This window comes from Bradyrhizobium sp. SOJA106 (genome assembly GCF_059448745.1).
Genome location: NZ_CM182549.1, coordinates 4,108,747 through 4,122,585 on the forward strand (window position 1 = coordinate 4,108,747; position 13,839 = coordinate 4,122,585).

Consider the following 13,839-nt stretch of genomic DNA (forward strand, 5'->3'; position numbering starts at 1 on the left):
TCTGTATTGATCGGAGCGTTCGCTCAAAGAATTTGAGGTCCGCGATGCCCGATCCCCGTTCCTTTTCTGCGCTCGACCGCCATGCGGTACTCGGCGGATCCGACAACGGCTTTCCTGGTATGCCGGCGCGATGCTCGCGTTTGAGGCGAGCGAGGTGGTGCGGCTGCGCTCCGAGAAGCTCAGCCATGGTGACGAGGCCGCTGGTCAAGAAGCCATGCTGATGGTGAGCGAGAAGATCGCTGCCGCCTTCGAGGCGACCGTGAACCTGCTTGCCGGCGCAACGCCGGCCGCCATCGTCCAGCGCTACCGTGAGCATGTGGCCGCGAACGCCAAGCGGCTGTCCGCGAACGACGCTCCCTGACGCATCGCGCTGCTGACAGCATGTTGGCAGCAGGGGCGGGTTACGACCATCTCCTGACAAAACGGGGGGGCGGATCATGCCGATCGAGGCGAGCTGTCATTGCGGTGAGACGGTGTTCGAGGTGACGGAGGCGCCCTCGAGCGTCACCCGCTGCACCTGTTCGCTCTGCTCCAAGCGCGGCGCGCTGTGGGCCTATTACACGCCGGCGCAGTTTCGCCTGTTGTCACCGCCGGACAATGTCGCGACCTATCTCTGGGGCAGCCGCACGGTCAAACATCATTTCTGCGCGGCTTGCGGCTGCGGCACCTATTCGGAGTCGCCGGACTGGTCGAACGGCAAGCCGGATTTCGACAATCCCAAGGTCGCAGTGAATGCGCGCCTGTTCGACGATTTCGACCTCGACGCCGTGCCGGTGAACATGATCGACGGCAAGAATTTGTGGTGAACGGGGAGGCATGTGTGCTGCACGCCATGCTCTTGAGGCCCTGTTGAAAAGCTGATTTGATTCCGGCCCGAGGCAGAGGGAGGAAGCCATGAAGCGTCTTTTTGCGCGAGTGATGCTCGCAATGTGTCTGGCCGGTGCCGTCGGCGTCGATGCGCAGGCGCAGATCAAGCCGAAGGTCACTTCGCTCGGACCGGACTTCCCCAAGGCCGCGCTGTTCGTCGGCAACAGCTTCTTCTACTACAACAACGGCATGCCCGGGCATCTCACCTTCATGGAGCGGGCAGCCGATGCCGAGAACAAGGCGGTCTATCGCAACACTATGGCGACGATCGGCGGCTCCGGCCTCGACTGGCACGATATGGACAATCTGCTGCGGCCGGGCGGTCTCGGTGGGTATTCCTTCGACGAGCAGAACAACGTCATCTTCAACAAGCCGGGCAAGCAGTACGACACCGTGGTGATGATGGATTGCAGCCAGTGCCCGATCCATCAGCAGCTCAAGGACGCGTTCACGACCTTCGCGAGGAAGGACAGCGAGATCGTCCGCGCCCATGGCATGCGGCCGGTGCTTTTCATGTCCTGGGCCTACGCCGACAAGCCTGAGATGACCGAGGCGCTGGCCGAGGCCTATACAATCGCGGGCAATGCCAACGATGCGCTGGTCATTCCCGCAGGTCTTGCCTTCGCGCGCGTCCGCAAGCTCCAGCCCGAGCTCAATCTCTATGCGCCGGACAAGCGGCACCCGAGTCCTGCTGGCACGTATCTGGCAACCTGCGTCACGCTGGCTGCGTTGACGGGGCGCTCGCCGGTCGGCAATTCCTACACGATGGGGCTCGATGCTGAGACGACCCAGCTGCTGCAAAAGGCGGCATGGGACACGGTGCAGGACTATTACGGGCGGTAACCCGCCGGACTCATTGGTAGGGTGGCAAAGCGAAGCGTGCCCACCAACAGTTTTACATACGAGATGGTGGGCACGGCGCAAGTGCGCCGTTGCCCACCCTACCACACCTCGCTCACTTCAGCACCACCCACGCCGGCGCATGATCGCTCGCGCCATCCTCGCCGCGCACCTTCTTGTCGACACCGGCCTTGGCCAGGCGTGAAGCCAGGGCAGGGCTGAGCAGCAGATGATCAAGCCGCAGGCCCGCATCGCGCGGCCAGCGGTTTCGCTTGTAATCCCAGAACGTGTAGATGCGTTTCTCCGGATGCAGCTCGCGGATCGCATCGCACCAGCCCTGCGCGACGAGCGAGGCGAACGCGGCGCGGCTCTTCGGCTGGATCAGGGCATCCTTGTCCCACGAACGCGTCGGATAGATGTCGATCTCGGTCGGCGCGACATTGTAGTCGCCGGCGAGCACCACGGGCAGATCCTGCTTGATGAAGCTTTTGGCGTGGCGCTTGAGCCGTGCGAACCAGTCGAGCTTGTAGTCGAATTTCGGTCCCGGCTGTGGATTGCCGTTGGGCAAGTAAATGCTGGTGACGATGAGGCCGCGCACGGCAGCCTCGATATAGCGGGCCTCCTGATCCTCCGCCTTTCCCGGCAGACGGTCGCGCGTCAGCACAGGCTCGGCGTCGCGGGCGAGGATGGCGACGCCGTTCCAGGTCTTCTGTCCACACCACACTGCGCCGTAGCCGGCCTTTTCGATCGCGGCCGCCGGAAATTCGCCATCACTTGCCTTCAATTCCTGAAGTGCGACGACATCGGGCTTCGCTGCGCGCATCCAGGCCAGCAGATTGGGCAGGCGGCGGTTGATGTTGTTGATGTTGAATGTCGCAATCTTCATGTAGAGCTATCGGCTCCTGCCTTCCGTCACCGGAGATACAATGTCCAAGTTGAGCTTTGCCGCCATCGTCGTCGCCGTCGCATTCTCCGGTGTCGCTTCGGCACAATCGTCCGATCCGCGCGGTGCGTGCAAGGCGGACTATGACAAATTCTGCGCCGGCATCGCGCCGGGCGGTGGCAAGGTGATCGCCTGCCTCGAGGCCAAGCGCGATCAGCTCAGCGCCACCTGCAAGACAGCGCTCGACAGCCGGAAGAAGTAACCTTCGTGTCCCGGCCGCGCGCAGCGCGAGCCGGGACCCGGAAACCGACACGGCACTCTGAGAGATGGGCCCCGGCTCTGCAGCGTACTACGTCGCAGCGCGGCGCACTGCGCTGCGTCCAGGGCACGAGAGCGCGTTGGTTAAGTCGGCAGCGGCGGCGGGCTTGTCGGCTGCTCGATCGGCGGCGGCGAGGGCGGCTGCTCGGCCGATTGCGTGGGCTCCGGCTTTGCCAGCGGCTCCACCACATTGCCGCCCTTGTAGACGCGGGCATAGCGGCGGCCGAGGCTGGTCAGCACCTCATAGCCGATCGTGCCGAAATGGTGCGCGAGCTCGTCGACGGTGATGCCGTCGCCGAGCAGCGTCACCATGTGGCCGCGCCGCGCCACGTTTGGCGGCAGATCGGTGATGTCGATCGCGATCAAATCCATGGAGATGCGGCCCGCGACCGGGCAGCGCTTGCCCGCCACGATGACCTCGGCGCCGCGGGTGCCGTCATTGGAGCTGGCGGCGCGGAAATAGCCGTCGGCATAGCCGACCGCGACGATCGCCAGCTTCGTCGGCCGTCGCGCGGTCCAGGTGCCGCCATAGCCGACGGTCTCGCCGCGCTCGACATTGCGGACCTGCACGATGCGCGCCTTGAGGTCCACGACCGGCTGCATCGGATTGTCGGCCTCCGGCGTCGGGTTGACGCCGTAGAGCGCCGCGCCCGGCCGCACCATGTCGAACTGGAAGGGCGCGCCGAGGAAGATGCCGGAGGAATTTGCGAGGGCCGCCGGCACGCCGGAGAATTCGCTGGCGATGCTGCGGAACGCCGCAAGCTGTCTTGCATTCACCGGGCTGTTGAGCTGCTCGGCCGAGACCAGATGGCTCATCACCAGGGTGATGCCGTGATCGCCGGCATTGATGCGGGGGATGATGGCCTGCGCTTCCGAGAGCGTCAGTCCCAGCCTGTTCATGCCGGTGTCGATGTGGATTGCGGCACCGCCGGTCCAGCCGGTGCGGCGGCAGAACACGTCCCATTCGGCGAGCTCGTTGAGATCGCCGATGACAGGCCGGCAGTTGATCTTGGCGTAATGCTCGCCAGTGTTCTGGAAGTAGCCGCCGAGCACGTAGAGCGCGGCCTCCGGCACGGCTTCCCGCACCTTGCGCGCTTCCTCGATGGTGGCGACGAAGAAGGTCTTGCAGCCGGCCTTGCTGAGGGCGCGCGCGACCTGCTCGGCGCCGCAGCCATAGGCGTCAGCCTTGATCACCGCTGAGCATTCGGCCGGCACCGCCGTCTTCTCGAGCTTGCGCCAATTGGCGATGATCGCGTCAAGATCGACGGTGAGCACGCCGCCATAGGCAGCGAGCGCGGCAGCCTGATTGGCCTCCGCGGAGAGAAGGCCGGATTGCGGGATCATTTTCGGGTCGGGCGCCACCATCATGGCGCCGTTTTACGCAAGAGACGGGTCCGGTTCAAGAAACTCAGTAGTCGCTGCGATCGGGCAGCTGGCCGTCATGCGCGAGGTCGCCGAACCGCGTGACCGATGAATCGAAGTGCAGCTCGACCGTGCCGGTCGGGCCGTGGCGCTGCTTGCCGATGATGACTTCGGCCCGGCCGACCGTGCGCTCCATGTCGGCCTGCCATTTGGCGTGTTCCTCGGTGCCCGGACGCGGCTCCTTCATGGCGAGGTAATATTCCTCGCGGAACACGAACAGCACGACGTCGGCGTCCTGCTCGATCGAGCCGGATTCACGCAGGTCCGAGAGCTGCGGCCGCTTGTCGTCGCGCGATTCCACCTGGCGCGAGAGCTGCGACAGCGCGATCACGGGAACGTTGAGCTCCTTGGCCAGCGCCTTCAGGCTGGTCGTGATCTCCGTGATTTCCTGCACGCGGCTATCGCTGGCGCGCTTGCCCGAGCCGGACAAGAGCTGGATGTAGTCGATCACGAGCAGATCAAGGCCCTTCTGGCGCTTGAGCCGGCGCGCCCGCGCCATCAGCTGCGCGATCGACAGACCGCCGGTCGCGTCGACATAGAATGGTAGCGATTGCAGCTCGATCGAGACCTGGCGGATCTTCTCGAAATCGGCCTCCGAAATGCCGCCGCGGCGGATGTGGGAGGAGGGAATGCCGGTGCGCTCGGCCACGATACGCGTGGCAAGCTGGTCGGCCGACATTTCGCAGGAGAAGAAGCCGATCACGCCGCCATTGACGGCCTTCATCGTGCCGTCCGCCTGGAGCTCGCCGACATAGGCCTGGGCGACATTGTAGGCGATATTGGTCGCCAGCGACGTCTTGCCCATGCCGGGACGCCCCGCGACGATGATGAGGTCGGAGTGCTGCAGGCCGCCCATCTTGGTGTCGAGGTCGCGCAGGCCCGTCGAGATGCCCGACAGCTTGCCGTCGCGCTGGAATGCCTTTGCCGCGAGATCGACCGCGACCGTCAGCGCCTGCGAGAATTTCTGGAAGCCGCCGTCATAGCGGCCGGACTCGGCGAGCTCGTAGAGGCGGCGCTCGGCATCCTCGATCTGCGCCCGCGGTGCGAAGTCGACCGGCGCATCATAGGCGACATTGACCATGTCCTCGCCGATGCCGATCAGGTCGCGCCTGAGCGACAGGTCGTAGATGGTGCGGCCATAGTCCTGGGCGTTGATGATGGTAGTGGCTTCCGCCGCGAGCCGCGCCAGATATTGCCCGATGGTCATGCCGCCGACGTCAGTATCGGCCGGCAGGAACGTCTTCAGCGTCACCGGGGTGGCAATCTTGCCCATGCGGATCAGACTGCCGGCGGTCTCGAAGATGGTCTGGTGTAGCGGCTCGAAGAAGTGCTTCGCCTCCAGGAAGTCGGAGACGCGGTAGAATGCATCGTTGTTGACCAGGATCGCGCCCAGAAGGCTCTGTTCCGCCTCGATATTGTGCGGGGCGCTCCGATAGGCCGGAGTTCCGGGCTCGGGCGCAAGTTTCAGGACGTTCGAATCAGTCAGGGCCATGGTCGAGCGATAGCAATTTTCTTAGGCAGATGCGGGGCCGGGATAAAGCGCCGCCGCGGCCCAAAGCGGAAGCGAAAGCTCGTCGCTATCAACCGCTCAGTTAAAATGGTGGATGATTAGCAGCCGCAGCATGCAGCGCGCTTGACGGATTTTTGCAGGACTGGCGCGGGGGCCCGGAAGCCGCGCCGTGGAAAAATCCCATGAACCTTGTGGATTGGCGCGCAGACCTATCGGTAGGCGCGCGAAACGACGCGCGCTGGCCGCGTTCGGCTCGGGTTCAGACCAGCAGGAGGTACACCAGCGCAGCCAGGGCCGCTGCAACGCCGGTGGCGATCAGGGCGTAATCGGTGCGGAGGTCGTCCTGCACGTCAAATGAGGTTCGGGTCTCTTTGCTCATGGTGACGGTCTAGGCCGGACCCGACCAGACTTATGTGAAGCAGTTCACATCTCCTCGGATTCTTTCGGGGCAGAGCCGGAACAGGCAGGTGCGCAGGGGGTTGTCCCCGACCTGCCATCAGAGAGAGGCAAGCGATGCGGCCAGAACGGCAGCACCATCAGTGGCGAAGCGAGGCCGGCAGCCGGCTCTGGCTGTCGGGCCTGATCGCCGCCATGCAGTACGCCGAACGCCCTGAGATCCGGCGCCAGCCGGTCGCACCCGAGATCATCGCGGAACTGCGGGCGCAACTGGCGTTAACGGCCTCATTCAGGTCCTCTGCGTTTTCGACCGTGCGTCACTAAAACTCATTCACCAGCGAGTTTCAGCCTTGGCTTGGCGCCGCCTTCAACCGCCCGCAGGCGGGCTTCCTCGCGCGCGATGTAGTCCCGGGTCATCGGCACCACGCCCTGACGCTTCGTGAGCTGGATCTGGAAGTTCATCATCGCCTGCTTGCGGAACGTCATCTCGCAGGCCGCGAGGTAAAACTCCCACATCAGCGCGAAGCGCTCGTCGTAGAGCTGCACCGCCTCCTCGCGCCGCGCCATGAAGCGCTCCCGCCAAGCCTTCAGCGTTTCGGCATAATGCAGGCGCAGGATCTCGATATCGCAGACAAGCAGACCAGCGCGCTCGATCGCCGGCAGCACCTCCGACAGGGCGGGGATGTAGCCGCCGGGGAAGATGTATTTGGCGATCCAGGGATTAGTCGAGTCCGGCCCCTGTGACCGCCCGATCGAGTGCAGCAGCATGATGCCGTCCTCGCTCAGAAGCTCGGCGCAGCGCTGGAAATAGGTGTCGTAGAACCTTGCCCCAACATGCTCGAACATGCCGACCGAGACGATGCGGTCGAATGGCCCCTCGACGTCGCGGTAGTCCTGAAGCAGGAAGCGCGCCGATCTGCTCAGGCCCTTCTCGGCTGCGCGCGTATTGGCAATCTGCAACTGCTCGGTCGACAGCGTGACGCCGGTGACGTCGGCGCCGGCGATCTCGGCGAGGTAGAGCCCGAGACCGCCCCAGCCGGAGCCGATGTCGAGGACGCGCTGGCCGCTGCCGACACGCAGCTTTGCGGCAATGTGCCGCTTCTTGGCGAGCTGCGCATCGTCGAGCGTGGCCTCCGGTGTCTCGAAATACGCGCAGCTATATTGCTTGTCGGCATCGAGAAAGAGCGAATAGAGCCGCGCGTCGAGATCATAATGATGTGCGACGTTGCTGCGGGCGCGCGAACGCGGATTGAACTGCTTCAGGTGTCGCGTCAGATAGCGCAGGTGCCACCAGGGTTTGGCCCACTGCGGCAATACGTCGGGTTGATCGAGCAGGATCGCGAGCGCATCAGCTATGGTGCCGCGCTCGACGACGAAGTCGCCGTCCATATAGGCCTCGCCAAGCCCGAGCTCGGGATTGATGAGGATCTTCCGTTCGGCGTCGGCCGTGACGAACCGCACCGCGACCGGCTCGCCCGAGCCGTCGCCGAAGGTGAACTTCGATCCGCTTGCGCTGGTCACCGTCAGCGACCCGCGGCGAATGAAATGAGACAGGAATGTCCGCAACAATCGGTCCATCGACACCTTCCTCTCGAGCGACCCGAAGAGATGCGACTAACCCGGCCTTTATATCTGACGCTCGGGTCCCGCTCTGGTTCCTATGCGTTTGCATGTAAAACGTGGGGAGGGTGTTCCGGATGCACTATTGCGCCGAGCTCAAAGCCGATATTCCAAAACCGCTTAGCCACATCCTTGCATGTACCCCTGCTTCCATTCGCGGCTCAATCCGCTAAAAGGTGACCCGCCGCCGCGCCCGACGCCGGCTGCACCTCTCGGATTTCAATGGAGATGATAGGAATGTCGAGCCGAGCGCTCAGCCTCGCGACGGTATTGCTTCTGATCGGCTTCGGCGCGACCGATACCGTTCTTGCGCAGGCGACGAACCTCGAGGCCGGCAAAAGTCCGTCGCAGATCTTCGCGCAGACCTGCAATGCATGCCACAAGAGCCCGCGCGGCCTATTGAAGTCCGTGGCGCCGGGCTCGCTGCCGGGCTTCCTGCGCCAGCACTACACCACGAGTTCGGATATGGCGGGCATCCTCGCCTCCTACCTCGTCTCCAACGGTGCGACCGACACCCGCTACCAAGCCAAGGACGACAAGAAGGAGAAGGACGCCAACACTGCGCCGGGGCAGTCCCCAGAGCATCAGGGCCGCCGCCAGCGCGCCCAGGAAGCGGCCAAGCCGGAGGGCGAGGGCGCCGCTCCGCCTGCCGAGGGTCGGCAGAAGCGCGCGGCCCGGCCGAGCGAGGAGGGCGCGAAGCCTGCGGGCCAGGCCATGCCCGAGGGCCGCAAAGGCAAGCGTCGCAGCAAGCCCGGGACCGAGGAAGCACCAAAGATCGACGCAACGGCGCCCACCACCGAAGAGAAGAAGAGCGAGCCGAAGGCCGAGTCCAAGCCGGAGAGCGCCAAGGTCGAGCCTGAAACCAGGCCCGAGGGCAGTAGGGCGTCGGAGAAGTCCGCCGAGCCAAAGCCTGATAGCGCCAAGGCCGAGCCGCGTGGCAACGACGCTCCGGCGCTGCGGCCCGATCTGGTGCCGCAGGTGACGCCGGCTGCGAAGCCCACTGAACCGGCCGCGCCCAAGCCGGCGGAAGAGGCGGCTCCGAGGCCGGCGGCGCCCGCCGCGAGCTCTGAACCTGCCTCCAAGCCGCAGGAGCCGGCGCCGCCCGCGACCGCCGCGGCGCCGCCGGCGGAATCTTCCGGCCCGCCAGCGCCGCCGATCTCGCGGTAGTTGCCCACATTTCTCGATCGACCTGCGAAGGCCGCCGATCGCGGCTTGGGTGTCGGCTTGACCGCGACTAGAGTAACGCTCTAGAGTAATACTCTAGGAGGCGTGATGAGCGCGAGCATGCGTGACGATTTGTTGGCCGCCGGACTTGCCGTGTTCGACCGCGTCGGCTTCGAGGCCGCGACGGTGGCCGCGATCCGAACCAAGGCGCACGCATCCAATGGCAGCTTCTTCCATGTCTTTGGCTCGAAGAAGGAGCTCGCCGGTGCGCTGTTTCTGGAGGTGCTCAGGCAGTATCACGCCGCGGTGCTGGCCGCGCTCGATCCGACCCCGGACGCAAGGCAGGGCATCGATCGGCTGATCCGCGCGCATCTCGACTGGGTCGTCACCAGCCGGCGCGAAGCGCGCTACCTGTTCGAAATATCGCGCAGCGAATGGGGCGAGGACGTGCGCGACGCCCAGCGCGCGCAGAATGCGCGCCTTGCCGAAGGCATCGAGCGCTGGCGCGCGCCGCTGGTCGCCAGCGGCGAGCTGCTGCCGATGACGCCGGTGATGTTCGTCAGCCAGCTCATCGGGCCGGCGCAGATATTTTGCCGCGCGTTCCTCTCAGGGCGCGACCGCATCGACCCCCGCGGCGAGGCCGATGCGCTGATCGCCTGCGCCATCCGCGCGCTGGTGCCGCCCGGGCGCATCAACCGGGACTAAGGAGAAGCCTCATGCGAGCCGAAGCAGATCCCGAATTCGAGCCGATCGCCGCGCGCATCCACGCCAACGTTGGCCGGCAAGGTTTTATGAATCTGGTCGGCGCCGAGCTGTCCGAATTGTCGCGCGGCACCTGCACGATCGCCGTCGCCCGCCGGCCGGAGCTGCTGCAGCAGCACGGCTTCTTTCATGGCGGCGTCACCGCCTTCCTGGTCGACAACGCCACGACCATCGCCGCGGCGACCTCGCGCGGCCAGCCTGCGCTGACGGCGGAATACAAGCTCAATTTGTTGTCGCCTGCGGTCGGTGACAAGTTGATCTGCCGAGCGAGAGTGATCAAGCCGGGCCGCCAAGTCTCGGTGGTCGCCGCCGACGTGTTCTGCGTCAGCGACGGTGTCGAGAAGCATACGGCAACGGCACTCGCCTCGATCGCAATGCTGAGCGAGGATGTCGCCGCCAAAACGAAAAGCCCGGCCGGCTGAGGCGACCGGGCTTTGATTGCGTTCGTCATTCCGGGGCTCGCGAAGCGAGAGCCCGGAATCTCGAGATTCCGGGTTCGGTCCTGTGGACCGCCCCGGAATGACGGTACTCTCGGCTTACTTCTCTTCCGCAGCCGGGGCCGGCTCGACGTCCTCGTGCTGGGCTTCCGGATCGAAGAACTCGCCGGCGGCGGCGATTGCCTCGGCCGCCGCGTCGCGGTCCTCGTTGCGGGTCGAAATGTCCTCGCCGCGGTTGATGCGCTCGGCCTCGTCCTGGCTGCGCGCAACCGTGACGGTGACTTCAACCTCGACCTCGGGGTGGACGGCGACGGTGATCGAGTGCTTGCCGATGGTCTTGATCGGCGCATCAAGCTGCACCTGCGGGCGGGACAGCGAAACGCCGTCGGCTTCGAACGCCATGACGACGTCACGCACCGTGACCGAGCCGAACAGCTGACCGGCTTCCGATGCCTGACGGATCACGATGATGTTCTTGCCATCGATCTTCTCGGCGACTTTGGACGCCTCGGCCTTCGAGGCGAGGTTGCGAGCCTCGAGCTCGGCCTTCATGCCGTCGTACTTGGCGCGGTTGTCGGCGGTGGCGCGCAGCGCCTTGCCACGCTTGAGCAGGAAATTGCGGGCATAGCCGTCGCGAACCTTCACGACCTCGCCCATCTGGCCGAGCTTGTTGACGCGTTCCAGCAGAATGACTTCCATATTCGTTCTCCTTTTGAAGTGCTGTTTGAGTTGTGGGTTGCAGGCTTGGACTTAAGGGGTCGGCAAAGGCGGCGGCTGGCGACTGCGCAGATAACGCTCGCGGAAGCCGAACACCGCGTCCGCAAGGCCGAGCGCCGTCAGCAGGACGAGGCTCGCACTGAACATGAAGATGATGGCGTATGCGACAGCGAGCCAGAACCCGCGATTGGCGAGGCCGCGTGTGATGGTGTGCAGAACGGCAAGGCCGATCAGCGCATAGGCCACCATCAAGACGGTGGTGACGATGATGGCCAGAATGCCGATCATTCCGCCGGAGAAGCTGAAGGCAAGCGCGACACAGAGCGCCACGAGCGTCATCGGTGGCAAGCTCGTGCTGCTGAGGTCCGGCGAGGGCCGATGCAGCCTGCCTGAAACCGCCGCGACTTTCGCGGCAAGCCAGAGATTGAGGGTGAGCGTCGTCATCTGCGAGGCCGCAACCAGAACCGGCGTCACCGCGACCATCAGGCTGACGCGGGGATCGTTCTCGGGGACGGTCGAGTCGCTCACCAGCGAGAAGATCCTGGCGAAGCCGCGCCGCATCGCATCGCCGATCGCCGACGCGTCAGTCCCCAGCGACAGCAGAGATCCCGCGGTGAGAAGCGTCGCCAGCGCCGCGATCCAGAGCAGGATACGCCCAAGCGGATACCATTCGACGTGGTGGGCGGTCGCATCCGTGACCGCCGTACCGTCAGTGACCGATCGTCCAAGCATGGCGAGATGCCCGAGCCACCAGGCCGGCAACGCGATCGCAAGACCGTAACCCAAGGCCAGGGGCAGGCTGAGCGCACCGCCGATGACGAGCATGGCGGCGAGACCGCCAATCGCGCCGGAGAGCGGGCCCCAGGCGATCGCAGCCAGCATGAGCGGCAGGGGAGCAAGGCAAACCAGGACGAGCGAGATCAGCGCGCCTGACATGATCGAGGCGAACATCAGGGCCGACGCAGCGCCGGCGATCAGGGCTATCAGTCCAAAGGTCATCATCAGCTGTCCCGCTCCCTTCGAGCGGTTAGAGGCGTCTCGCCCCAACCATCGGCGACCGGACGACCCGGAAGCCTTATGAGATCAAAGAGTGCGGCCGGCGGCGGTAGCGCCGCCGGTCGGATTCGTCTTAGCGAATGACGTAGGGCAGGAGGCCTAGGAACCGCGCGCGCTTGATGGCGCGGGCGAGCTCACGCTGTTTCTTCGCGGACACCGCGGTGATGCGGCTCGGCACGATCTTGCCGCGCTCGGAGACGTAACGCATCAACAGTTTGGAGTCCTTGTAGTCGATCTTCGGCGCATTGGCGCCCGTGAACGGGCAGCTCTTGCGGCGACGGAAAAACGGACGGCGTGCACCAGCTTCAGCCATGGATATTACTCCCCTTCCGTCGTTTCAGCTTCTTCGCGCGGACGGCGCGGGCCGCGATCACCGCGGAAGCCACCACCGTCACGATCGCCACGGAAACCGCCCTCGCGATCGCCGCGGAAGCCGCCACCTTCGCGGTCGCGGAAGCCGCCGCCACGGTCGTCACGCTCGCGATCGCGATCGGCCTTGCGCATCATCGCGGACGGGCCTTCCTCGAGCTCCTCGACGCGGACGCTGAGATAGCGGATCACGTCTTCGCTGATGCGCTCCTGGCGCTCGATCTCGGCGATCGCCGCGGACGGCGCGTCGATGTTGAGCATCACGAAGTGAGCCTTGCGGTTCTTGTTCATGCGATAGGTGAGGGAGCGAACGCCCCAATTCTCGGTCTTGGTGACCTTGCCGCCGAGACCCTCGACGATGCCGGTCATCTGCGCAGTCAGCTCTTCGACCTGCTGCGTGCTCGCGTCCTGACGCGCGAGAAACACATGCTCATAAAGCGGCATGGAAGTCCTTTCCTCATGTTGGCGCATCGCCCGGCGTCAAGCCCTTAAGAGACCTTCGGAAAGGACTCTGGGATGAAGCTCAGAAGGCGGAAACACGGGACGACGGGCCGACTGGCCCTGCCACACCAAAATCACGAATGATTTGCTGAGACCGTCCGTTCAGCTCCCGGCCGGGGTCTGCGGATGGCGCGCTTATACGGATTTTGGCCGGCTTTGCAAGGTTGCAGGCCGCCTTTTCGGCCCGGATGGCTCCGGTACGGCCGGCCGGGACTGGTCCCCCTACAGATCCCGCTTGATCTATTTGTTTGTATATCATACAAACAACTCGACGGAGAGGACCTCGATGGCGGAAAAGTTGGTCCATGCCCCTCTTGAGGCGGCCGGCGATCCCAAGCACGCGGCGCGGGCGACGCGCGCGGCCGGCCGCAAGATGCGATCGCTGCTCTTGGACGCGGCGAGCCCGCTGTTCCGGGAGCGGGGGCTGTCAGGGGCCTCGATCACCGACATCGCGGCGGCCGCGAACGCCTTTCCGAGCCAGATCACCTATTACTTCCGCACCAAGGAGGCGCTGTTCGTCGAATGCGCCTGCCGCGATCTTCTGTATCTGGCGCGCGCGACCGAGCAGGCGGCCCTGACCGCGCGCACGCCGCGGGACTACACCCATGCGCTGGCGGAGACCGTGACGGCGAGCGATTCGGTCGCCTTCTTCGCCGAGGCGCTGACGCTGACACGGCGGCGCCAGGATCTCGCCCCGCTGGTCGAGCGCACCATCGAGCGGCTGCACAGTGAAGGCGCGAGGGCCTATGCGGGGCAGGTTGCGCGCCACGGCTGGCGTTCGCTGCGCGCGCCCGACGAAAGCTCGCGGCGGTTCTGGGCCGTCGCCATCGGCGTCATCCTCGAAGGCTACGCCATGGGCCGTTCGCCCGAGGCGCTCTGCGCCGAGATGCTGCGCGTGCTCGGCGAGCAGGCAAAGTCTGATGGCGACACTGCGCGTCTGCGTCTCATCGACAACAATTCAAACGAGGAGGGCTAGG

General features: G+C 65.1%; 16 protein-coding genes and 1 pseudogene. 9 read left to right on the top strand and 8 right to left on the bottom strand.

Annotation, left to right across the window (positions count from 1 at the left end; translation table 11 throughout):
- The first annotated feature begins 44 nt into the window (after window positions 1-44).
- From AC5V87_RS18705 to AC5V87_RS18715, 3 genes and pseudogenes are all read left to right on the top strand, one after another.
- Window positions 45-361: pseudogene (locus AC5V87_RS18705) on the top strand (hypothetical protein).
- A gap of 76 nt (window positions 362-437) precedes the next feature.
- Window positions 438-806, top strand: a complete 369-nt coding sequence (locus AC5V87_RS18710; protein ID WP_495371813.1) for a GFA family protein — start codon at window positions 438-440, stop codon at window positions 804-806.
- Window positions 807-894: 88 nt separating this feature from the next.
- Complete coding sequence (locus tag AC5V87_RS18715; protein WP_495371814.1) at window positions 895-1,710, top strand: hypothetical protein; 816 nt, start codon at window positions 895-897, stop codon at window positions 1,708-1,710.
- Window positions 1,711-1,822: 112 nt separating this feature from the next.
- On the opposite strand, the gene AC5V87_RS18720 is transcribed toward AC5V87_RS18715, so the two are convergent.
- Window positions 1,823-2,593: an exodeoxyribonuclease III gene (locus tag AC5V87_RS18720; protein WP_456838839.1), complete on the bottom strand. Its 771-nt coding sequence runs from the start codon at window positions 2,591-2,593 to the stop codon at window positions 1,823-1,825.
- Window positions 2,594-2,633: 40 nt separating this feature from the next.
- On the opposite strand from AC5V87_RS18720, the gene AC5V87_RS18725 reads away from it, so the two are divergent.
- The gene (locus tag AC5V87_RS18725) at window positions 2,634-2,852 is read left to right on the top strand and encodes a cysteine rich repeat-containing protein (RefSeq protein ID WP_456838838.1); all 219 of its coding nucleotides are present in this window, start codon (window positions 2,634-2,636) and stop codon (window positions 2,850-2,852) included.
- 140 nt (window positions 2,853-2,992) lie between these two features.
- On the opposite strand, the gene alr is transcribed toward AC5V87_RS18725, so the two are convergent.
- Entirely contained in the window at window positions 2,993-4,270 is a 1,278-nt protein-coding gene (alr, locus tag AC5V87_RS18730; RefSeq protein WP_495371919.1) for an alanine racemase, read from the bottom strand.
- Window positions 4,271-4,316: 46 nt separating this feature from the next.
- Window positions 4,317-5,822, bottom strand: a complete 1,506-nt coding sequence (locus AC5V87_RS18735; protein WP_456838836.1) for a replicative DNA helicase — start codon at window positions 5,820-5,822, stop codon at window positions 4,317-4,319.
- Window positions 5,823-6,353: 531 nt separating this feature from the next.
- On the opposite strand from AC5V87_RS18735, the gene AC5V87_RS18740 reads away from it, so the two are divergent.
- Window positions 6,354-6,560: a transcriptional regulator gene (locus AC5V87_RS18740; RefSeq protein ID WP_456838835.1), complete on the top strand. Its 207-nt coding sequence runs from the start codon at window positions 6,354-6,356 to the stop codon at window positions 6,558-6,560.
- Between the two features lie 3 nt (window positions 6,561-6,563).
- Here AC5V87_RS18740 and AC5V87_RS18745 read toward each other — a convergent pair whose 3' ends face one another.
- Entirely contained in the window at window positions 6,564-7,814 is a 1,251-nt protein-coding gene (locus tag AC5V87_RS18745; protein WP_495371815.1) for a cyclopropane fatty acid synthase, read from the bottom strand.
- 279 nt (window positions 7,815-8,093) lie between these two features.
- On the opposite strand from AC5V87_RS18745, the gene AC5V87_RS18750 reads away from it, so the two are divergent.
- The 3 genes from AC5V87_RS18750 (at window position 8,094) to AC5V87_RS18760 (ending at window position 10,204) form a co-directional block, all read left to right on the top strand.
- Entirely contained in the window at window positions 8,094-9,023 is a 930-nt protein-coding gene (locus AC5V87_RS18750) for a hypothetical protein (RefSeq protein ID WP_495371816.1), read from the top strand.
- Window positions 9,024-9,128: 105 nt separating this feature from the next.
- Window positions 9,129-9,725: a TetR/AcrR family transcriptional regulator gene (locus tag AC5V87_RS18755; RefSeq protein ID WP_495371817.1), complete on the top strand. Its 597-nt coding sequence runs from the start codon at window positions 9,129-9,131 to the stop codon at window positions 9,723-9,725.
- Window positions 9,726-9,736: 11 nt separating this feature from the next.
- Window positions 9,737-10,204, top strand: a complete 468-nt coding sequence (locus AC5V87_RS18760) for a PaaI family thioesterase (RefSeq protein ID WP_495371818.1) — start codon at window positions 9,737-9,739, stop codon at window positions 10,202-10,204.
- Window positions 10,205-10,318: 114 nt separating this feature from the next.
- Here the strand turns inward: AC5V87_RS18760 and rplI are convergent, their stop codons facing one another.
- The 4 genes from rplI to rpsF form a co-directional block, all read right to left on the bottom strand.
- Window positions 10,319-10,918, bottom strand: a complete 600-nt coding sequence (gene rplI, locus AC5V87_RS18765; RefSeq protein ID WP_495371819.1) for a 50S ribosomal protein L9 — start codon at window positions 10,916-10,918, stop codon at window positions 10,319-10,321.
- A 51-nt stretch (window positions 10,919-10,969) separates the two neighbouring features.
- Window positions 10,970-11,938: a YybS family protein gene (locus tag AC5V87_RS18770; RefSeq protein WP_495371820.1), complete on the bottom strand. Its 969-nt coding sequence runs from the start codon at window positions 11,936-11,938 to the stop codon at window positions 10,970-10,972.
- Between the two features lie 127 nt (window positions 11,939-12,065).
- Window positions 12,066-12,305, bottom strand: a complete 240-nt coding sequence (rpsR, locus tag AC5V87_RS18775) for a 30S ribosomal protein S18 (protein ID WP_007592020.1) — start codon at window positions 12,303-12,305, stop codon at window positions 12,066-12,068.
- Between the two features lie 5 nt (window positions 12,306-12,310).
- Window positions 12,311-12,805, bottom strand: coding sequence for a 30S ribosomal protein S6 (gene rpsF, locus AC5V87_RS18780; protein WP_456838828.1), 495 nt, complete (start codon window positions 12,803-12,805; stop codon window positions 12,311-12,313).
- A 343-nt stretch (window positions 12,806-13,148) separates the two neighbouring features.
- Here rpsF and AC5V87_RS18785 point away from each other — a divergent pair, with 343 nt between their 5' ends.
- Complete coding sequence (locus tag AC5V87_RS18785; RefSeq protein WP_495371821.1) at window positions 13,149-13,838, top strand: TetR/AcrR family transcriptional regulator C-terminal domain-containing protein; 690 nt, start codon at window positions 13,149-13,151, stop codon at window positions 13,836-13,838.
- The last annotated feature ends 1 nt before the right edge of the window (window position 13,839 follow it).